Here is a 19,355-nt window from a genome sequence, read left to right on the forward strand (position 1 = left end):
TGCGACAAATTTGTGGTCTCGGGAGTAGTGCTCGGGCGTCGGTCCCGGTATTCATGGATAGCCATGTCCGTCGGTGCTGGGCCAGTTCCACGCTGCGATCGTGCCGCCAGGTGTCGAGACGACGAGCACGTTCCCGGGCGCGGAGACGTTCCAACTTTCGAAATCCGGCGACGGTGGCACCGACAGTACGGTCCCGGTGTCGAACAGTACGACGAGTGATCCGTCTGCGGTGCAGGTGCTGAGTTCGATTGTCGCGCCGGTCAGTTCCGCTGCGATGGCTGTTCCGGATGCAGGTGCCGGAAGGCTGATGGTGACTTCGGTGTCGTCAGGAAGGGTGAGGACGGGGTTCTCCTCGACGAAGTATCGAACGTGCGCGTCAGTTTCGAACTGTAGGGCGTGACCGACCTCGGTGCGGACAACCCGCTGTCCGGCACCTGGAAGATTCATCGCGTTCACGTCAGAAGGATATGACGGCACTCTCGGCAACACCGCCCCGACGGTCAGCGACAGGCATACTTAGGCGCCATGAGCTACAACCTGGCGTTCTGGGCCGGAGGCGATGATCTCGACCCCGGCAGCGTCTACACGCGTCTGAACGACGAGCAACACGTCGACAGCGTCGACATGGTGGACCGCGACCGTGTCTTGCGGTTGTTTGCGGAGGATCTCCCAGGCTGGACGTGGGACGGGCAGTTCCTGCGCCCGCCCGGGTCTGACCCCGAAGGAACACCGGTCTACGACGTATCCATCGGTGAGCAGTTGGTCGAGTTCATCAGCTACAAATTCCGAGGAGAGCATGCAAACGAGATCATCGGCGCGATGCACTCACTCGGCTACCGCCTCTACGACCCGCAGATCCTCGAACGATTCGCCTGAGTCCCGACGGGAGAGATTGAAGTTCAGCCTTCGCAGGTTGATGCCGTGTTGTTGTGGCACGCCGCATGAGCGGCGAAACAACAGCTCGCTTGGGACTGCGAGCGTCAGGGCCCACCGACTACAACAGGCTCTCTTGGCGGCGGCCGACGTTCTGGAGGCGACTACAATGGCGATCTCACCTTCGTACGGAGATGGCGCAGACAAGGGCGCCGGACCCTCAACCCGGATGTTGACGTCAGCGGCATGGACACCCTTGAAGCGTGGAGCCGGCATTTCTGTCACGAGAATTGCGGGCGAGCTCGCCGGAGTAGAACCGGAAGAAGCCCTAAAAATTGGGGGAGCGAAACCTCCAGCCCTCCTTGTGGATCCGGGGTAACGCGACGAGGCGAGGAATGAGCATCGAATACGGCGAGGAGCGATGCTGATCGGCGTTCGGTGCCGCCGTGATCATCGACCTGCGAGGTTTTGAGTGTTTCTCCCATAGGGTGCGGATATGACGCCTGTCGATGAGGAGAAGGTCTCGGTGACCGTGGGGCAGATGGCGAGTGGGAGTGTTTTCCGCGCTCGTCTGAATGAACTTTTCGCCGATGCGGGCCCGAATCTCACCAACGCCGCAGTAGTGCGCGGCCTTCTCGACCACGGTTGCCGGATCTCGAAGCCGTACCTCTCCCAGCTACGTCACGGGCACCGCGTGAGCCCATCCGACGAGGTCGTTACCGCACTCGCGGCATTCTTCGGTGTCTCGCGTGGCTACTTCTTCACCGCCTCTGTCGCGGGCGGTGATGTTCACGTCGAAGATGCCGAGATTGTCGAGCGCCTCGACGACACGGTGCACAAAGCTCTGCTGCTGGCAGCGAACGGTCTCTCCGCGCCGTCACTGGAGTTGCTGGCGGATCTGGCCACCAAACTTCGGATCTCCGAGGGCCGCCCGGTGGTTCCTGCGGATTCACCGTCCTATGCGCGCCTGGTCGAAGCGGCCCTTCGGTCTCGCCATTCCGCGTCGCACCCGCAGATCAGGCACTCGTAATCCTGTTCCGCGGACCGGTTGCCGGAACGTCACTGAATTCGTTTGAGCCGTCACCAATTCGTGATCGTGAGTCCCGTCACGCAGCGCAGGTGAACAAACCGCCTGGTCCGAGTGTTCCGGAAATGTTGCTGTAACGCCGGGTACGACTTTTGGTGGACCGATTCGGATATCGGAGGCTGGTCGGGCATCCGTGTCGTGTTGTAGCGTCCCGGTCAGACGTTCAGCTAAGTTTCGGCAATCGATCGGGTTGCTGGACTTTTTACTCACCCACAGGGAGACCGACCATGGCCACCACGACCGTCGAGACCGCTCAGGCCCGAGTAGGAAAGCACCGTATCGGTAAGGCTGCGGGTGCGTGTGCCGTGGTGTCGGCCGGATTGATGGTGGGCAGCCTCGCGTTCGCGGGGAGTGCGTCGGCGACCCCGACACCGTTGGCGGACAAGTATGCGAGCACGGTCACCGACGACGGATGGACCCTCGACCTGGCAGCTACCAAACTTTCGGCGAACCCGGTCCCGAACCTGGCGACAACAGCATTCACCCGCGAGGGGTTCGTGTCGGCGAAGGTCACCGGCACCATCACCGGAGCCGGCAATTCCGCGGTGAAGACGGGCTACATCGAGCAGGGCCTGCAGATCGGCTGCCAAATCGATGTGTCCTCCGGACTCGGCCTGGGACTGGGATTCTCCCTCGGCCCGTCGGTGGGGGTGTCCATTGCCGGTACTGGCCCCAGTGCGAACGTCGGGGTGAACGCGTCGGTGAACCCGAGCATCCAGACCACGATCGCGCCGGGCACGATCACCACGATCCCGCTCGGGAAGAAGGATCTCGAGGCTGCGAAGGCGTCGATCACGGCGGAGAACGTGCACGTGAAGGTCGATGCGTGCATGGGCCCGGTGACGATCCGCTCGTATGCGCAGTTCGCTCTGTCGACAGCCGTCTCGGATAACAGTGTGTTCGTGTACTCCGACCCCACCTGGCTCTGATCCAGGGGCTGTCGTCAACGGCAGTCCGCGCCCGCAATCACATATCTCGGTTCACGTGCCGGACAGCCGTTGACACCTGCTACCCAACACTTTCCAAATTCACTCTTTCTCGAAGGAGCATCATGTCTTTGAATCGTACGAAGAAGATCGCAGCAACGACCGCGGCGGCATCGCTCGCGGTCGGCGGGATTCTGCTCGCTACCGCCCCAGCCGCGAGCGCGGCGCCGGCTGAGTTGGGTGCCCCGGTGGTGCAGGTTCCCCTCAATCACGCCGTGACGGTCGCGGCCCGCGACAGTGGGATTGTGGCCGCACTCTCGAATGCGAACGTGACGATCCCGGTACCGGGGTGGGAGCATGTCATCGATGCGTCGGCTGATGTCCTGGCGCGTCGGACGGCAATTGCTGCCCAATATCCGAACGGGTGCACATCATTCCAGTTCTACCTTCCGCCGAGCGGGAAGTGGGCTGCTCAAGCAACTTCGTACATCAACTGCCCCTGGTAACAGCACCCTCTTCCTGTCAATCACTGCATCCCCTCCCGTTGACCGCCCGTTCCTTGGTCGGTGACGGGTATCTCGAGTCCCGCTTTTTGGGTTGGCGGGGAAAGGCATTCACCTCCGATGACCACCTCACCGAACGCCCCGATGACCTCACCCACCCGCCGAGACCTCACGGCAGAGAACGCGTTGCCCTATGTTCCGCCTGGATCTGGGCGAACTTCGTCCACCGACCCCGGCCGCTCTCGCACCGAATCCTCGAAACAGGAATGGGATCGCGACAGTGAATTGAGCCTGATGTCGAAGGCTGTGATCGCGACCGTGTTCGGGCTCGCGTTGTTGGTTGCGGCGTTTGCGGTGATCGGACGCCTCGGAGGGTGGGCGGCGGATTACGGGACGGTTCTGGTGTATCTGGCGTTCTTTCTGTGGATGTCGATCGCTGGGCGGGTGTTCTGGTGGGGCGCAGACACACTCATCGCCGAGGTGCGGAAGAAGTCGAACTCGGGTGATCGCCGGTGACGCCCACACAGACACGCACTGCAAGAACGACGCTGCGCAGGTCGGTGGCGGGTGTTCTTGCTGCCGGGGCCGTGTTGACCGGAACGGCTGGGGTGATCGGTGCGGGTATCGCGCTCTCGGCCGGGCCGGCTGCTGCGGGGCCGGCGGAAGATTGCGCGGCGGTGCGGGCCCGTGATCATCAGATCTACCTGAACCTGATCGCCTCACTGCCACCCGGTGCCCCCATCCCGCCGGAGTACATCAACCCGTGCCTGACCGCGCCGTCCACGACCGCGACGGCTGCGCCGTCGACGACCGTCGGGTTGCCGGGTGCGCAAGCTCCAGGCGGCGGCCCCAACGCCGGGGCCAATGCCCCGACGAACTTCCCCACCTACAACGGCACCCCGATCGTCCCGGTTCCGACGATCGAGGTTCCTCCCATTGTTTCCGAGTCCCCGACCTCGGAAACCGGTGCCGACGCATCCCCTCACGCGTCGACGCCGCCGGTTCCCTCACTCACATCCACACTCAACCGCGCCCAGGGTGAGGGAACCACCCCCGACCGCGGCCCCGGACCCGTCCCAGCAGCGACACCGAATAGTGTTTCCGGACAGCCGGAATCGGCCCCGACGGTGGCGACCTCGGGGCTCGACGAAGGCGACGGACGTGACCGTTACCTCGAACTCGTGTTGGTCGGCGCCGCAGGTTTCACTGCCGCCGGTATCGGAGTACGTGGGAGGCCCGGACCGTTCAGTGCGCGTGAGAGCGGGAAGGTCACTCCGCTACCGCAGACGTCGATGAGCGGTCTCGGGTCGGGTGGAATCTTCCGTCCGGGGTACGAGGAATTGACGGTGGTGTGGCCTGGCGGTGCGGAGCAGACGTTCGACCTTCTCAACGGGCCGGAATCACCTCGTGAGTACTACTTCCCGAAGAAGGTTCCCCCAGGCGGTCATATGCGTGTCAACGCAGACGGCTCCGCTGACATCCTCGACGCGAACGGCTCTGTGGTCTCGCACGAGGCTCCGCCGTGGGCGTATGACGCTCTGGGTCGTCCGGTGCCGACGTGGTACGAAGTCGCCGACGACGGAACCACCTTGGTTCAGCACATCGAACCCGGACCGGATGTGCTGTACCCGATCTTCGCGGACGGCCTCGACGGCGGCACCAACGAGGCCACCGGACGTCAGATCTCTGCGGTCGAACTGTCGAACGGGCAGGAAGCGATCACGGGACAGCCCGGCGGTATCGCGGTGGTGGGCACCCCCGATGACGGGCACTCGGCGTACGTGCCGAACCCGGAGACGATCAAGCCGGATGTCCCGATGACCGTCGATCAAGGTGACGGCACCACCAACAACTACACCAAACCTGGTGATTCGGCCGGTGCAGGGTTGGAGGTCAGCACGGTGCCCACCACGCAGGCTCTGGACACGATGGCCGCTGAGCAGGAGCACGCGAACCAGGAAGCCGCGGCCGCGGCCGAGCAGGCGGCCATCGACCGCGAAATACTCGAAGCAGAACGCGAGGCGCGTGAACAGGAGAACGAGCCGGGTCTGGCGCGGCGGGTATGGGACAACGTCTGGGATTTCGGCGACGAAGCCCTCGATGTCACCGGCGACGCTGCCGGGGCCTTCGCGCAGGCGATGCTCGACAATCCGGCCGCCGCCGCATCAATTATCGGAGGAATGCTCCTCGCAGGTCTGGGCGGCACGGTGGAGGGCGGGGGCGTCTTGCTCGATGCCACCGGTATCGGACTACCGGCCGGGCTGACGCTCAACGCTGTTGGAGCCGCGGTGATCGCCGGCGGCGCCGGCATCGCGGGCGCCGGGATGGCCGAGGTCGCCCCCGACATCGCAACCAACTTCGAGGCCCGCCGATACGGAAACGGCACTTCCGGAAATTCAGGCAGCACCCCGAAACCGAGCGCCGAAGCGCAACGAGCACCGAACGGGGACATGCTCGGTTCGGGTGGAACGCAGCTCGGCGAAAGTAAGAATTTGACTCCGAAGATTCCACCGAACGGCCCGTACTATCGGATCGACGTCGAAAATCCCGTTCCGGGCGAGCGGGCTGGGCAGATGCATTTGCAGGACGATCGCGGTGGGAAGTACTACTACAACTTCAACACCCAAGAATTCGAAGGCGCGCCCAAGTCTTTGATCAAAAAGATCCAGGGCGACAACGCCTACCAGAACGCGTTGAACAAAGGCGCGAACTATCTAGGAGTGAAGTGATGCTGGTCCAGAGCACACCGTGGCCGAGCATGCCATGGGGCGAGGTCATGGTGTGGGCACCGCGGTTGATCACGGGGCAGGAAATCCGCGTCATCGGTACGGCATTCGCCTCACGAGATGATTCGCTCCTCATCGATGTCCTACTGCGTGGTACTCCCGGGATTTCGTATGATCTGGCTACCTTGCCGTTGGCCGCAGTGTCGAAAGAATCGGACGGGCATCCGATACTTTATGGCGTCGACGGGATGCTCCCAGACGGCGGTATCGAGGAAATCCCCCTACTACCGGGACTTCCCGACGGGCCGATGTCCTTGTACCGTGCTGGGCTGGTGTTGGGCGGCGACTTCCGCGTCCAAGCACAGACCCACCGTGTGGTGGACGGGATCGTGTACTTCTCGCTGCATTGCCGCACCGAGGACGGGGCGCTAGTGGACTACGACGTCGCCTCCGTCGCGGTCGATCTCATCAGTCGCCGTCCCGACGGTGCCCTCGACATCGACGTCGTCGACACCACCGACACCTAGGCCACCCACACGTACTAGCCACTCTTGCTTGACGGTCTTGAAAAGTACTGTCACGAAGTGTTTTCGATGCTCACCAGAGGAGAACACGGATGCTCATCTTCGGAACACGCACGAAGACAACCTTTATCGCGGCACTGTTCTTTACCTGTCACCTGTGCCGGGTCACTGCCGCGCAGCGGCTGCAGCGCCGCCGCACCTGGTTCACCCTGTTCTTCCTCCCGATCTTTCCGTTCGGACATGGTCAGGACTACATGGCCTGCGCACACTGCGGACAAGCCACCGCGCTTGCTCGCCCCGATGCGGAACGGTTCGCCGCCGACGCCGCGCAGTACGAGGCGCAACGCCGAAGCACCGAAACACTCGGATGAAAATACCCACCTGCACGCCACGATCGACTGGACGCGCCCACGCTTCGACGGCTGGATTCGAGGGAGAAATTAGGGTGTCAGAACAGCTTTCGCTCACCGATATTCGGCGGTGTGTTGTCGGCGATCGGATCACCAAGATCAGACGCGTCTACTACGTTCTCGGAGACACGATTCAGTCGCGGAACGGTCCCGTCGAAGTGACCGTCGGCGACCATGCGCCTCTTGTGTTCGATGCAGGTCCGGACGGAGAAGAATTGGTGTGCCGTGGAGGGCCGTGGCTCGACCCGTTCGAGGATGGGGGTGTCAGCGGCGATCGCGAACTCGGCGCTGAGAATGCGCGGTATGTAGCTGAATACGGAAAATGGACGGTGTTCGATGCGGGGGACGATTCTGAGTTTCGGGCGATAGTAGGGCACAGGATCGAAGCGCTTACCGTCGACACTGTGGGGGACGGCAAACCTGTCACTGCAGTGTTCGATCTGGGTGATCGTAGTGTCGTACTGGCGGCAATGGGAGACGAACTGGTTACCACCGTGCGGGCGCGATGAAAACCTCTGCAGGCACTGGTGATCGAATTGTGAAACGCAATGCGCCTACTCGGCTACCGAATATGCGACCCGCAAATCAGCGCACGATTCGCCTGAGCCACGACGAGAAAGGAATGAAAATGTCGTCGACATCACTGCTCCGAACCATGACGGACGGACTGACCTTGAGAGCCATCTCGCCTGAGGGGCCGCCAGCATCCGAAAGTGTCACCGCCGCTCTCGTTGTTCGTTCGCTGCAGTTACTTCGCGACATCGACCCGGTCTTCGGTGTCGACCTCTATCAGTCGGTAGGCGACGATCTCCCCCCCCCGAGGCGACGGTCGAGCAGATACTCGCCTCGAACGTTCGGCAGATCCTGGTGCCGCCGACGGAAGAATCGATCGAAACAACATTGATCGAGAAGCGGCGATCACGCCACGCCACCGGTGGAATGTATCCACTCTCGCTCCCACAACACCTAAGCCTGTACTCGAATGCCGGCGATATTCGCGTGGTGGCCGGTTTCGGGGGCACTTCGGGGACGGGAAGTTTCATCTGCACTTTCGCCGACGAATCTCGGATCACACTGGCATTGAACCTCGTTCAAGGGCTGACTGATATCTGGGATGCCCCCACAGCGGTCCTCTACCGGCGAGCTGAGTCGCGGGTTCAGAGTTACGTGCCCGGTGGCGCGACGATCGGCAGCTGCACCTATTTGGGTCAAGAGTTCCCCGTCGACGAAACCCAGCTCCCGCCCACCGTGGAGGCATTTCCGTATCGGGACGGCACCGTGGTCATCCAGCGCGATCTGTCCGCGCCGTTGACTGCCGATGACATCCGCAGCATCCGTGCCGCGGCAAGCCTGCCCACCGAACGACGAGAGATCAGGCTACCGAAAGGCTCACGACTGGTGTGATAGATCTTCGTAGCGCTGAAGCGGGAGCAGCCCTGCCGGAACGAATCTCACCGCATGGCCGCAGATTGACGGACTTGTGAGGGATATTTGAGGGGCGGCATGGGGTTCGTGAGGGGTTCCAATGCGATCGCCATCAGGGTGGGGAACGGGTTCTTCAGAGGCAACGTATGTCCCGAGAACGCTGACGTGTTCACGTTGTCGAGTCCCCGATTCTTGTGATCTGACTCTCAAGTAAGTAGTGCCGGTTGCTGTTTGTTTGCAGGATATCGTTGACTGGATGTCCAGAACCCGACACTCCGGGTTACACGTTGCGCAATGCGCGGCGTGGTGCAGCCACGACGAGGAGTCCACGATGAAGAAAACACTCGCGGCGTTGGTGCTCACTGCGACAGTGCTCCTTCCCGTCGTGGCAGGCTGCAGCAGCAATGAAAGCGTGTCCTCCGCTGTCTCGGAGTCGGACACACAGAGTTACCGAGGTACCGAATTCGTCAGCGAACCAAAAGAAGTCGGGCCACCGAAATGGTCTTTCGTCAAACCTGACGGCTGGACGCCGGGAGGGATGATTCTCCCCGGTATCGACGACATTCTCACCCTCCAGACGCCGAAGACGGCTACCGCGCTCGGATCGATGGACTTCGCTGGATTCTCTGCGAAGAACGCGCCGGACCCTGGTCTCAGCGCTGCCGATTTCCTGCAGATGGAAGTCGATGCGATGACCGCACCGGCCTCGGGCGCCGACAGGTCAACGCGGCCCACCACAGTAGGTGGATACGAGGCCATGATCATCGAGTCCCGCCAGGAACTGTTCGAAGGCGTCTGGAGCCGCTCGAAGTCGACAGGCGTAGTAGTCCCTCGCACCGACGGTAAGGGATTGGCGATCGTCGTCTTGACCACCTCGACATCGGACAAGGCCGATCAGCAACTAATCGACGACGTCGAACAGCTTCACAGCACCATCAAGATTCTCTGACGGGGAGGCGACCATGTTCGATTTGAGCGGCGAGCTGCCATTCCCGGACACTACCGCTTTCACTGACGAGCAGCTCGACTTGGTGACTCGCAGCGCCGAAGCCGGCGATGTCGGCGCCATGACCACTGTGGCCCTAGTGATGTGTTCGCGTGACGATTTCGGCGGCGGCGCAGTGTGGTTCACCCGTGCGGCGGAGGCTGGTAGCTCCATCTCGATGTTCTGGATGGGACTCATCTCGATGCGAGCAGATGACTTCGTCGCCGCGAGAACGTGGTTCGAGGCAGCGAACAATGCCGGAGATACGCGCGCTCACGACATGATCCTTCGACTTCCGATGATGATGGTCAGCGGCGACCCCGAGGCGACCCGGACCGCAGCACAGGCGGGTGATCCGGACGCGATGTACAAGCACGGCCGCGATCTGAGTGTCGACGGGCATCGCGATGAAAGTTTCGACTGGGTGCGTAAAGCGGCCGAGGCGGGTCAGGTCGACGCGATGTCCGAAGTCGGTGCGCAGTTTCTCGATACCGATCAACGCACCGGGCTTGCGTGGTTGGAGAAGGCTGCCAGTGCCGTTCACGTCCGGGCGGCGAACCTTTTGGGCGGTCATTTCATCAAGGCGCGCACCACACCGCGGCAAGACCGGATTTCGATGAGCGCGCGTACCGGAATTGCAGGGCAATTCGAGTTGCCGCGATGACCACGTTCTTTGCCGTGGCGGCTGGTGCCGCGGCCGTGATGGCGATGGTCGTCTCGACGCCGCCGGTGATGCACCGTCGCCACGCCGGATTGATCTACTGGGCTTCGTGGGTAGCGGCGAGCGTTTTCCTGTGGCTCGCTGATACGCAGCGGTCGATCCTTGGCTACCTGGTGTTGGGTGGTTTCGCCGCGGTGTGGATGGCGTGGCGGTGGACTCCTTTCCTGACGAAGAAGCACCCCAACGGATTCGACGCGGTCGACATGCTGTGGCTGACACGGATCATCGATCGGAACAAGCGGCCCGTGAACCGATACGACAAACCGGGCTACACGCCCACCGACCACCGCGTTCGGGACCGATGAAGGAGCCGTGCCATGACTGATCCGTACGAGGATCTCCCGGAGGCGCTGTATGCGCAGTGGGAGCGGCGATGGGGTTCCGTCGCATTTCTGGGCGTGATGATCATGAGCGTTATCGTCGGCGTCGGGGCGATCGTGATGTACGAGGCCACCTCCACCGTCCCGTACGCACTCGGTATCACCGGGGCGCTGTGCGGCATCCTCGCCGGTGTATCCATGTTGACCGTGGCGGCGCTGCGCCCGAGAGCGGCAGATGTGTCCGGTGTGGTCGGCGGCGGCGGAACGTTCATTCTCACGGCAGCGCGGCAATGGGCGGCGGCGGGCAGGCTGTGTTTGGCGATGCTCGGTCTGGGATTGCTGTTCCTCGGCATAGGCCTGAATTACGCCGGCCGCGCCGACACTGGTATCGGCCGAACCGATCTGGTGATCGGTTCTTTCAACACCAACTGGTGGATGGTGATGAGCGCGTTCACTCTCGCGGTGACCCCCGTCATCTCGCTGCGGTACCTCGGCGCGTTCCGCATATCGATCGATGACGACGGGATGCAGATGGAACTCGGCCGCGCCTATCGCGGCTACCTTCGCTGGAGTGACGTGAGCACGGTGCAACGATCTGCGCGCGGACAGTACGCGATCGATATCATTCTCAAACCCGATGTCCGGGTGGATAACACCTCGCCCGGTTCGCCGCTCTTTCGCCTCGGGCCGGGAATCATCACCGAAGACTCACCCTTCCAGACCGGCTACGTGCACCTCGAGTGCGGCGGATGGACAGGTGCCGAGAGCACGCTGATCGAGGAGATTGTTCATCACGCGCGCGCCGCCAGTACGGAAGCGTGCACGCATGACAACCCCTGAGCCCCACCCCTGCCGTCCGATGTGGGAGCCGCAGTGGCCGCAGAACGTGTACTGGCGTGCTGTCGGGTTCGCCCTGATCTTCAGGGCGTGCACCCCGGTGATGTTTGCGCTTGCGGTCGCGGTCTCCTTGTCGCGGACGGACTCGACGGGCGCGTTGGCTGTCAGCTATTTCGGTCTTGGCGTGGTGATGGCGATGGGGTCGGCGCAGTTCTGGCGGTTGGCGGGACTCCGTTTCCTTGCGCGGCGTCCGCACCTCGGGGTGCACGTCGACGGCGCCGGGACTGTGAGCGTCGTCAAACCCCGAGTGCTCATTGTTCCGGCAGTTATCGGACTGTCAGGGTGTTTCGTGTGTTGCGCGGCGCTTGCCTGGGCGTGGTGGATGGGCTGGCCCTCGGCGTCGATTCCGGAGGGCGATGGCCGGAAGGAGGCAGCTTGGGCCGCCTCCTTCGCGGCGTTGGCGCTGGTGGGGTTGATCCTCGCTGCGGTAACGAAAGTGACGGTGACAGTGCACTTCACCGCGGAGGGCATCGTGGCGGGGGAACGCCGCGCTGCCCTGTTCTGGGACCGTCGATCGGTGTTGCGGGCGCGGTGGAACGAAATCGAGGCCATCCTCCCGGACACTATCGTCACACGGCACAGCATCTTCACATCACGATTGCCGGTCGTCGACTTCCGGGTCGGGGACGGCGCACAGGTGCAGGGACCGGCGTGGGCATACAGCAGGATGCGGAATTATCGACTTGCGTTGCACAAACTGGCGGTGGAGCCGAATGTGTTCCTCGCTGTGCTTCGTCAATTGCACGAGAACCCGGAATGTCGTCAGCACCTGGCTGATCCCGCGTTTCGTGAGATGTTCACCGTCCCGCCGTTGCGCCGACGATGGCGCCAGCTCGACCACACGTCCTGAAATGTCGTGCATTAACAGACTCTCGACCTACCCTGGGGTGAACGAATGAGCTGGACCCGAAAAGAGATAGCGATCATCGTGACCGCCACCGCGGTCGGGCTGGTCGTCGTTCTGGTGGTCGGGGTCAATCTCGCCGCCTCCGTGGTGAAACGGGTGCTGCCGTCATATGAAGCGGTCGCCGCAACCAGCCAACGATTGACCGACACGGATATGCAGTTCCCGGAGATCGACTGCACGCCAGTCGAATGGCGCGGTGACATCACCCGTCAGAAGAGGTATGCGGAGGGGGTGATGGCCTGCCTGGACGAGATGTGGAGCCCCGCTGTTGACAGAGAACTCAGAGGCGGCAACCTCGTGACACCTCACGTCGACATGCGCCTCGAAGGCGACGATGCACCCATCCTCTGCGGAGAAGGCGCAGACGTCTACGGGATCAGTTTCTACTGCCCCAGAAACCAGACCATCCGCATCTGGACGTACGACAGTTTCAACGAACTCGACCTCGTCAGAGTCGCCACCCACGAATACGGACATCACCTTCAGGAGGCGATGGGGATCCAATCGCAGCTGTCGTCATTGGCGGCCCTGGAAAACGATCATCACGAGGTGATGTTGTGGACCAAACGCTTGGAGGCCCAGGCGGAGTGCCTGTCCGGCTTCAGTGCGAATCACATCCTGCCGTACCACGCTGAAGAGTCCGTACTGGAAGACGATATCGACATCCCCGGAGAAGACCCCGAAGACACCCATCCGAGTCAGGCCAACAACAGAATGTGGTTCAACCGCGGGATGCAGGAAGGGCTCAGCTCATGCGACACGTGGAGCGCACCGGAATCAGAAGTTCGATGAATCTCCGGCGCCGGGAAATCAAAAGCCAGGCGAGAACGCCAGTGAGTGCAAGTACGGACAGCGCAACTACCCGGGAGCTGAAATGACGAGGAATCCTCTTCGAGAGGCGGAAGAGAACGCCCCCACGGCGTGGGATCGTTGACCGATACCGAGGTCTCCGCGTTCAGCGCGACCGTCGACTACATGCGCTCCGTCATTTCTGCCGCGTTCGGGTTGGAGTGGAGTGGAACGATCCGGTGTTTTCCGGCGACGGATATGTCGTGACCGAAATGCAGCGTGGAAGTAGTGGGTACTTTAGCGGCTATCGCGGGGTACGAAAGATCTCGAATGGGTTCGCCGTCATGTCAGGGGATGAGCGGCGCTACGAAGGCACAGCGGTGACCTTCAGTCGGTTCGAAGACGCGGTGAAAGGTCATGCGGCAGAGGTGATCGGATCGTTTCGGATGCCCCTCAGTGGCCGCTACCTGGGGTATGTGGCGTGGATGTGGAATGGTACGACCGGACCTGGTGTCGTTGCCCAACCGCTGAATCGGTCGAATACCCAATTTCATTGTTTCCTCGAAGATGATCCGAGTACCTGGCTCGAAGGCAGAACGACGGCAGCGACACTTTCGCACGGATTGGCCCTGTCGATGTCGGCGTTCATTGCCGCCGTCATCGCCCACCCGAAGGTGACCGGCAAGGACGCCACGGCCTGGCCGAAGCCGGTGCAGCCCTGAGCTGTGGGCGGCCGCGCGGCAGTTGGACTCGGCTCTATGAGTCGGGGAGCGATCCACGTATCTACCGGTGAACCTACGACTACAAGAGCGTCGCCTGGGTGGGCAGGAGATCGACGTTTCCACGTGGCGATCGCCGCTGCGTTTTACGACCGGATGCACGCGCGATGTCAGCCTCTGGGATTCCGGCTTGTCGGGCAATTTCGATGTCGTGGGTGGGATCGACGCGTGCTGCGGTGGCGATTGCGATTTTGACCAGAAGGTGTCGTCGGAGTCGCTCGCGTGCATCTGCGGCCTCTCGTGAACTCCCTTGGTCTTTCCATTCGGCGCTGCCGGCCGCCGGCGCGGACACGACGCGATTGGCGAGGCGTTCGAGCAGCACATCGAGCGACTCCAGCGGAGCGTCATATGCCTCTGCTACAGCCTCATCCCTGATGCCGTCAACCCGGATGTCCGCAGCGTATCGAACAGATGGCGCGCTGGCGGGGAGGTGAACTGCGGGCCGCTACGGCGTTTCGCTGGCCCCGCTGTCAACTACATGGTTGCGCAGCGCGATTCGATTGTCATTTTGGCGAGGCCTCGACTGTACGTCGCCCAGCGGGCGGACGTTTCTTGCGGCTTGGGCTGAGTTCGGATGGTGCCCAGCGGATTCCCTCGGGTGCCCTCCGCGGCTCACTGTGTAGTTTCCTTCAGGACGCCCTGCCCGTCGGCTGACAGGTTGTGCGTGTCCAACAGTTCGTCCGCGTGCGCCTTCTGATCGTTGTACTTCGCGGTAGTACTGATCTCGAGCAGCATGGTGCGTATCGGAATGTCCTCGACGAGGTACAGCTCTTCGAACACGGACTGGATGTGCCAGTACGCGTTGCTTTAGCGCAGGCATTCGTAGACACCTTCGGTGCCGTAGCGCTTGATCAACGCCTCCGCTGCGATTTCCCTCGGGGCGAGATTGGTCGGGAAGCGCAGTCCCTCGGTGAGAATGGGCCAGTCTTGTTCTCCGGTCGCGTTCTCGATGAACCACCGCAACCCGGCTTTTGCGGATGCCCAGTCGCCTCGATCGATTTCGGCGAGGGCCTCCTCTCGGGTTTGTGCGGCGGCTCGTTCACTCACCAGCGGCGTTGCGGCAGAGACCGTAACTGTGGAACCCACGTCGACTGCGGGTGCGACGGCTGCAGTCCGCGCCTTGGCGGCCTGTCGTAGGAGCTTGAACGCCGCAATGAGGTGAAAGGCCGCAACCCCAATTAGTACTGCGGCTGCGATGGTCGTCCGGGTGGTTGTTTCTTCCAGGAATCCGTACGCACCGGTGAGCGCGACCGCCGCGAAAGCAGTGCGGGTAACCCATCCCGGATTGCTGGTGTCACTCATGGCGCCGCCGGGCCTCCGGCCGCGGTGTCGCCTCGTTGCGGTGCCCAGCCATCGGATACTCGTTGTGGGACATGGCTATTTCTTCGTCGTGGGTGGAGGTGGATCGCCGGGGAGGTGGGGGGATTTCGGGAAGTACCATTCGCCGTCGTCGCCTTCGATGGGCCCGAAGTTCTCCGAGAACCGTGGAGCTAGGTTCATTTTTCTTTGCTCGGGCGGGATCGCCGCCTGAGCTTTGATTTTAGCGTTGATCCTCTTCACGGTCTTTCGCTGTTCCTTCGACAACCTGAATTCACCACTGCGGTCGGTCCTCTCGACATCACCTCGGACGTAGATCCAAGCGATGAAACCCGCACAGATAGCGAAGATTCCCGACACGACCGTCCACGCGTTCAGAGCGAACCCAGTCAACACGACGCCCGCAACGAACACCATCGCCGCGACCGCTACACCGGTGTACAGCTGCTTCGTCATGTCATCTCCTGCCTTCCCCTGCCTGATATGCGGGAGCTGATCGTTTCAGCGTTGAGTGGTGGAGCGGCCAGTGTTGAAAGGTGCTCCGCCCACACGTATGTCGATCACTTCGCGGCGCTCGTCGAGCACCAGATCGACAGGTGTCGGGTGCCTGAGTACCTCGTCGAGTACGGCTGCGGCGCGCGAACCCTGTACCAGCGCGAAGTCTCCGCGATCAGAGGTGCCGATGAACCCGGCTCCCGCGTCAATCACGGTGACGTTGCGGACCAAGGGATTTCCGAGGTCTGTGATGGTGTACCCGGAACCGAGCTGGCTGCGCGTCTGCGGCCAGTTGACCGCGCGTGAGATCACCGCGAGCAGCAATACCTGGTCGATGTCGTACACGGCTACCGGTATCGCCAGGACGTCGCGTTTGTCGACGAACTGCCCCAGCGACCAGCGGCGGGATTTGATCATGCGCGATGTTGTGCCGGGCCGCGGCTTGATGCTGGCGGACAAGTAGCCACGCGTCTTCTCCGGGAACACTGCATCGATGTGGTCCCAGGGGTAGAACATGCGCACGGACGCGTTGTCGACCCACAGTCCGTCTTCGGTCAACGCCAACAGTGGGTTGTTCGACCGAAGTGCGAAACCACACAGGGCGCGAACAGCTTTCGGCAGGAGTAGCACCACTGAGATCACAGCTAATACCAGGTAGAACGGCCCGAGAAACGACCCGCCGAAGCCAGACATCGTCCAGAATGCCCCGGCAAGGAGAAACGCCGGAACCAAGAACATCCGACCCAAAACCAGATACGTCTGAGCGGTAATACTTTCGATCATGGGAACAACGATCCCGGCGACGGAGTCGACGTCGGGTCGGCCGGAATCGGATACCTGTCCCGTCGAGGGGGAAACCCACACCCGCCGTACGTTCTCGGACACCGCGGACGCGGGCCGCCTCCGCGGGGTCATCACCATCGGGACCGCAAGCAGAACAATCCACACACCGACAAGCGAAACCGGTCCAGCCCCGGTCGCCACCCCCAATCCGATGAAGAGCGCACCGGAGATGAACACCATGGCAGGCACCCAGAACCGGGCCAGCAGGTTAGGATTCTCCGTACCCCATTGCGGTGGCCACAGTAAGGCACACGGTTCGGCAGAGTTGTTCCCCACTACGGTTTGGTGGTCCTGCGTCATCGGGTCCAGCTCCTTCTGACGACCTGGGGACGATCGTCGATCTACATAGGTGTTACGTCTGGTTCTATTCACTGCAGTTAACGACACGGTGTTAACATTCAGCAACCGAAAGGGGTGGCTTTGTGGGAAGGGACATAAGTCAGAAACAAACTCCGGCCCAGGTCGACGGCAACGCAGAACCAGCGTCCGCAGCTCGCTCAGCGCACGTGATGCCGCAGTAGTTGAGGGAGGCGAGCAATGGCCATCGCAGTCATCATCATTGTCGCTGCAGTGAGCATCTGGGCGATTGTGCGTTTGACACGCGTTGCGCCTCGTCCCGCGCCAGGTCGGCGAACCCGTAGTGCTGGCCGCCGGCACACGTCGAGCGCCGCCTGGGGTGGAACCAGTGGATATGTGTACGGCCAGGGTGGTTTCGACGGCGGCGGAGGATTCTCCGATTGCGGATCAAGTGGTGGTGGCGGAGATTGCGGTTGGCTTCGTTCAGTGGGCGAAGTTCCAGGCGCTGTGATGTCGGATGTGCGCAAGACCAGCGATGTGGGGTCGTTGTTGCAGTGTCTGCTCGCGACTCAACCTGTCGGTGAGGTGAAGGTCGTTGGCGGTTGCCGGGAGATGCGTCGAGATGTGCGTTCGCGTCCGTTGCCGGCGAGTCGTAGCGGCGGGACGGTGTGGCGCAGTCGGTGGCACCGGTGATGGAGAAGCCGCAGCGGGCGAGATCAGGCCTGAAGTGGTCGCCGGGTGGACCCAAGTCTCCAGTGCAGTTGTGGACGGCTGTTCTCAACATTGGTGCCCAGGCTCTGGCGGGAGGGGACGGTGACCTGTCGGTGATCTCCAGTGGCGTCATGGGCCGTCTCGGTATCGACTCCGACGATGACTCGTGGAGGTGGCTCGTGGAGGTGGATCGTGTTGTCGTTTCCGATTATTGGCGGGTTTATGCGTCGTGTGCAGCTGGCTGCGACGCCGCTCGACAACCGTGATCCCACGTGGAGTCTGCTCGGCCATGACAGATGGGCGCCGCGGGTGATGGCGAGAGTTGCGGCGGATGCAGAACGTGGATTTCTGCTCTGATACACGAAGCGGCGGGCGGCGGCTGAACAACGGTATTTCGCCACATTCACGCTCCGTCCTACGTCTATGGCGCCGCGCGGCGCAATTGAAGTTCTGGCGGGAGCGCAGGCGGCAGGTGTTGAGGAGTCCTCTGAGTCTCCACGTTTGCAACGAACCCCAGTGTTCCAGGAATCTAGAACGCTGGGGTTCGCTGTTGGTAGGTGTCGGGCGTTCTGATCGACCGAACATGCACGGCGTCATGCCAGCCGACTTCCGGTGTGTCTCGTTTCGAGAGCTGCCTAGTTGGGGAAATCTGTTGAACGTGAGAGAGTTTCGTTGGCGCGGATGTCCGCCAGTGCCCCCTCCAGTGTGTCGGTCACGGCGTCAAAACCGCCGTTGCCTAGGACCAGTCGTCGGGGTGGCGGGTCCTGAGCCATCGCCGCGATCACTGCACGGGCACCGCGGCGCGGATCGCCGGGTTGCGCACCGTCCACGCCCACGAATGTTGCGCGGACCTGCTTGAGCATCTCGTGGTATTCCGGGATCGGCTCTGACACTGGTTCGTGAGCGAAGCCGGCGTAGGCGTTGGTGCGGGTCGCTCCTGGCTGGACTGCCAGTACGGAGATGCCCTGTGCGCCGACCTCATCGCGTAGCGTCTCAGTGACGGCTTCGACGGCGAACTTCGTCGCGCTGTAGTAGCCGAATCCGGGTGCCGCCACGAGCCCGGCGACCGAGGACACGTTGACGATCCACCCGTCGCCGCGGGCGCGCATCCCGGGCAGTATCGCGCGTGTCACCGACAGCATGGCGAAGAAGTTCAGCTCGAACATTGCCCGCATCGAGGTCTCGTTCATGCCCTCGATCGATCCGAACCAGCCGCGGCCGGCGCTGTTGACCAGCACGTCGATCCCGCCGAACTGCTCTTCGGCCGCACCGACCGCGCGCTGTACCTGCGCGGTATTAGTGACATCGAGCGAGACGACCAGAACGCGGTCACCGTACTGCTCGGCCCACGCCGCCAACTCGTGGGGACGCCGGGAGGTGAGCACTACGCGGTCTCCCGTCTCCAGTGCGGCCTCGGCAAACGCGACCCCGAGACCGCCGGGCGCGTGCCTCCTGTGATGAACCATCGTCGCGTCACGGCTCGATCACCAACTGGCTGATCAGCGCGCCGTCCAAGGTGAAGCGGTAGTGCAGGTCGGCGACCCCGCCGGGGAAGTTGCCGTCCAGGTGCTGCCCGACATCGACAGTGGTGGCGGTCGTGGTGGCGCCGGTGAATTCGGATGTATAGGTGTACTCACTGCCGCTCGCAGAGGCGGCTAGCCAGGCTCCGATCTCGTCGCGGCCTGTGTAGCTGCGGCCGTCGTCGGTTACGACCGCATCGGCGGTGAAGGTGGCCAGCGCTCGAGCGTCCTCTCGGTCGTTGAGGGCGGTCATAAACGTCTTTACTGTGTTCGGGAGTCCATCCCATGCTGTTGTCATGA

27 protein-coding genes and 1 pseudogene are annotated in these 19,355 nt (G+C 62.4%); 20 read left to right on the forward strand and 8 right to left on the reverse strand.

Annotation, left to right across the window (positions count from 1 at the left end; genetic code table 11):
* Positions 1 to 51: 51 nt before the first annotated feature.
* On the reverse strand, positions 52 to 447 hold the full coding sequence (locus A0W34_RS31420; RefSeq protein ID WP_232330137.1) for a DUF6188 family protein: 396 nt from the start codon (positions 445 to 447) through the stop codon (positions 52 to 54).
* Positions 448 to 525: 78 nt separating this feature from the next.
* Here A0W34_RS31420 and A0W34_RS31425 point away from each other — a divergent pair, with 78 nt between their 5' ends.
* The 18 genes from A0W34_RS31425 to A0W34_RS31505 all read left to right on the forward strand — a co-directional run bounded on the left by A0W34_RS31425 (position 526) and on the right by A0W34_RS31505 (position 13,815).
* Positions 526 to 876 carry a hypothetical protein gene (locus A0W34_RS31425; protein ID WP_081559374.1) on the forward strand — a complete coding sequence of 117 codons (351 nt, stop codon included), beginning with the start codon at positions 526 to 528 and terminating at the stop codon, positions 874 to 876.
* Positions 877 to 1,369: 493 nt separating this feature from the next.
* On the forward strand, positions 1,370 to 1,903 hold the full coding sequence (locus tag A0W34_RS31430; protein WP_081559376.1) for a helix-turn-helix domain-containing protein: 534 nt from the start codon (positions 1,370 to 1,372) through the stop codon (positions 1,901 to 1,903).
* Between the two features lie 284 nt (positions 1,904 to 2,187).
* Positions 2,188 to 2,889, forward strand: a complete 702-nt coding sequence (locus A0W34_RS31435) for an MspA family porin (protein WP_081559378.1) — start codon at positions 2,188 to 2,190, stop codon at positions 2,887 to 2,889.
* 122 nt (positions 2,890 to 3,011) lie between these two features.
* On the forward strand, positions 3,012 to 3,392 hold the full coding sequence (locus A0W34_RS31440; RefSeq protein ID WP_081559379.1) for a hypothetical protein: 381 nt from the start codon (positions 3,012 to 3,014) through the stop codon (positions 3,390 to 3,392).
* A gap of 117 nt (positions 3,393 to 3,509) precedes the next feature.
* Positions 3,510 to 3,905 (forward strand): hypothetical protein, encoded by a 396-nt coding sequence (locus tag A0W34_RS33570; protein WP_232330102.1) that lies wholly within the window; start codon positions 3,510 to 3,512, stop codon positions 3,903 to 3,905.
* Positions 3,902 to 6,118 (forward strand): hypothetical protein, encoded by a 2,217-nt coding sequence (locus tag A0W34_RS31450; RefSeq protein WP_081559381.1) that lies wholly within the window; start codon positions 3,902 to 3,904, stop codon positions 6,116 to 6,118. The genes A0W34_RS33570 and A0W34_RS31450 overlap by 4 nt, the downstream gene beginning before the upstream one ends.
* Complete coding sequence (locus A0W34_RS31455; RefSeq protein WP_081559383.1) at positions 6,118 to 6,642, forward strand: hypothetical protein; 525 nt, start codon at positions 6,118 to 6,120, stop codon at positions 6,640 to 6,642. Before A0W34_RS31450 ends, A0W34_RS31455 begins: the two co-directional genes overlap by 1 nt.
* Positions 6,643 to 6,731: 89 nt before the next feature.
* Positions 6,732 to 7,010: a zinc-ribbon domain-containing protein gene (locus tag A0W34_RS31460; RefSeq protein WP_081559385.1), complete on the forward strand. Its 279-nt coding sequence runs from the start codon at positions 6,732 to 6,734 to the stop codon at positions 7,008 to 7,010.
* A 74-nt stretch (positions 7,011 to 7,084) separates the two neighbouring features.
* Positions 7,085 to 7,558 (forward strand): hypothetical protein, encoded by a 474-nt coding sequence (locus A0W34_RS31465; protein WP_081559387.1) that lies wholly within the window; start codon positions 7,085 to 7,087, stop codon positions 7,556 to 7,558.
* Between the two features lie 358 nt (positions 7,559 to 7,916).
* Positions 7,917 to 8,453, forward strand: coding sequence for a hypothetical protein (locus A0W34_RS31470; RefSeq protein WP_232330103.1), 537 nt, complete (start codon positions 7,917 to 7,919; stop codon positions 8,451 to 8,453).
* A gap of 352 nt (positions 8,454 to 8,805) precedes the next feature.
* Positions 8,806 to 9,423, forward strand: a complete 618-nt coding sequence (locus tag A0W34_RS31475) for a hypothetical protein (RefSeq protein ID WP_081559389.1) — start codon at positions 8,806 to 8,808, stop codon at positions 9,421 to 9,423.
* Positions 9,424 to 9,436: 13 nt separating this feature from the next.
* Positions 9,437 to 10,123: a tetratricopeptide repeat protein gene (locus A0W34_RS31480; protein WP_081559391.1), complete on the forward strand. Its 687-nt coding sequence runs from the start codon at positions 9,437 to 9,439 to the stop codon at positions 10,121 to 10,123.
* The gene (locus tag A0W34_RS31485) at positions 10,120 to 10,485 is read left to right on the forward strand and encodes a hypothetical protein (protein ID WP_081559393.1); all 366 of its coding nucleotides are present in this window, start codon (positions 10,120 to 10,122) and stop codon (positions 10,483 to 10,485) included. The genes A0W34_RS31480 and A0W34_RS31485 overlap by 4 nt, the downstream gene beginning before the upstream one ends.
* 12 nt (positions 10,486 to 10,497) lie before the next feature.
* On the forward strand, positions 10,498 to 11,340 hold the full coding sequence (locus A0W34_RS31490) for a hypothetical protein (protein ID WP_081559395.1): 843 nt from the start codon (positions 10,498 to 10,500) through the stop codon (positions 11,338 to 11,340).
* Positions 11,327 to 12,247 carry a hypothetical protein gene (locus tag A0W34_RS31495; RefSeq protein WP_156888986.1) on the forward strand — a complete coding sequence of 307 codons (921 nt, stop codon included), beginning with the start codon at positions 11,327 to 11,329 and terminating at the stop codon, positions 12,245 to 12,247. Before A0W34_RS31490 ends, A0W34_RS31495 begins: the two co-directional genes overlap by 14 nt.
* A 45-nt stretch (positions 12,248 to 12,292) precedes the next feature.
* Entirely contained in the window at positions 12,293 to 13,096 is an 804-nt protein-coding gene (locus A0W34_RS31500; RefSeq protein ID WP_081559399.1) for a neutral zinc metallopeptidase, read from the forward strand.
* A 129-nt stretch (positions 13,097 to 13,225) separates the two neighbouring features.
* On the forward strand, positions 13,226 to 13,360 hold the full coding sequence (locus A0W34_RS33705; RefSeq protein WP_269750131.1) for a hypothetical protein: 135 nt from the start codon (positions 13,226 to 13,228) through the stop codon (positions 13,358 to 13,360).
* A 77-nt stretch (positions 13,361 to 13,437) separates the two neighbouring features.
* Complete coding sequence (locus tag A0W34_RS31505; RefSeq protein WP_081559401.1) at positions 13,438 to 13,815, forward strand: hypothetical protein; 378 nt, start codon at positions 13,438 to 13,440, stop codon at positions 13,813 to 13,815.
* A gap of 79 nt (positions 13,816 to 13,894) precedes the next feature.
* Here the strand turns inward: A0W34_RS31505 and A0W34_RS31510 are convergent, their stop codons facing one another.
* The 5 genes from A0W34_RS31510 to A0W34_RS31525 form a co-directional block, all read right to left on the reverse strand.
* On the reverse strand, positions 13,895 to 14,194 hold the full coding sequence (locus A0W34_RS31510; protein WP_081559403.1) for a hypothetical protein: 300 nt from the start codon (positions 14,192 to 14,194) through the stop codon (positions 13,895 to 13,897).
* A 290-nt stretch (positions 14,195 to 14,484) separates the two neighbouring features.
* Positions 14,485 to 14,652 carry a hypothetical protein gene (locus A0W34_RS32965; RefSeq protein ID WP_156888987.1) on the reverse strand — a complete coding sequence of 56 codons (168 nt, stop codon included), beginning with the start codon at positions 14,650 to 14,652 and terminating at the stop codon, positions 14,485 to 14,487.
* Positions 14,653 to 14,679: 27 nt separating this feature from the next.
* Positions 14,680 to 15,174 carry a hypothetical protein gene (locus tag A0W34_RS31515; RefSeq protein ID WP_081559405.1) on the reverse strand — a complete coding sequence of 165 codons (495 nt, stop codon included), beginning with the start codon at positions 15,172 to 15,174 and terminating at the stop codon, positions 14,680 to 14,682.
* Positions 15,175 to 15,249: 75 nt separating this feature from the next.
* Positions 15,250 to 15,645 carry a hypothetical protein gene (locus A0W34_RS31520; RefSeq protein ID WP_081559407.1) on the reverse strand — a complete coding sequence of 132 codons (396 nt, stop codon included), beginning with the start codon at positions 15,643 to 15,645 and terminating at the stop codon, positions 15,250 to 15,252.
* A gap of 45 nt (positions 15,646 to 15,690) precedes the next feature.
* Positions 15,691 to 16,707: a hypothetical protein gene (locus A0W34_RS31525; protein WP_081559409.1), complete on the reverse strand. Its 1,017-nt coding sequence runs from the start codon at positions 16,705 to 16,707 to the stop codon at positions 15,691 to 15,693.
* A gap of 357 nt (positions 16,708 to 17,064) precedes the next feature.
* On the opposite strand from A0W34_RS31525, the gene A0W34_RS32970 reads away from it, so the two are divergent.
* Positions 17,065 to 17,517, forward strand: a complete 453-nt coding sequence (locus tag A0W34_RS32970) for a hypothetical protein (RefSeq protein WP_156888988.1) — start codon at positions 17,065 to 17,067, stop codon at positions 17,515 to 17,517.
* Between the two features lie 240 nt (positions 17,518 to 17,757).
* A complete protein-coding gene (locus A0W34_RS33710) occupies positions 17,758 to 17,892 on the forward strand; it encodes a hypothetical protein (RefSeq protein WP_269750132.1) in 135 nt (44 codons plus the stop codon).
* A 278-nt stretch (positions 17,893 to 18,170) separates the two neighbouring features.
* On the opposite strand, the pseudogene A0W34_RS31535 reads toward A0W34_RS33710, so the two are convergent.
* Both A0W34_RS31535 and A0W34_RS31540 read right to left on the reverse strand, forming a co-directional pair.
* Positions 18,171 to 19,012: pseudogene (locus tag A0W34_RS31535) on the reverse strand (SDR family NAD(P)-dependent oxidoreductase).
* Positions 19,009 to 19,353: a nuclear transport factor 2 family protein gene (locus A0W34_RS31540; protein ID WP_081559413.1), complete on the reverse strand. Its 345-nt coding sequence runs from the start codon at positions 19,351 to 19,353 to the stop codon at positions 19,009 to 19,011. The pseudogene A0W34_RS31535 and the gene A0W34_RS31540 overlap by 4 nt, the downstream one beginning before the upstream one ends.
* Between the last annotated feature and the right edge of the window lie 2 nt (positions 19,354 to 19,355).

Source organism: Rhodococcus sp. BH4 (assembly GCF_002079265.1).
GTDB lineage: Bacteria > Actinomycetota > Actinomycetes > Mycobacteriales > Mycobacteriaceae > Rhodococcus_F > Rhodococcus_F qingshengii.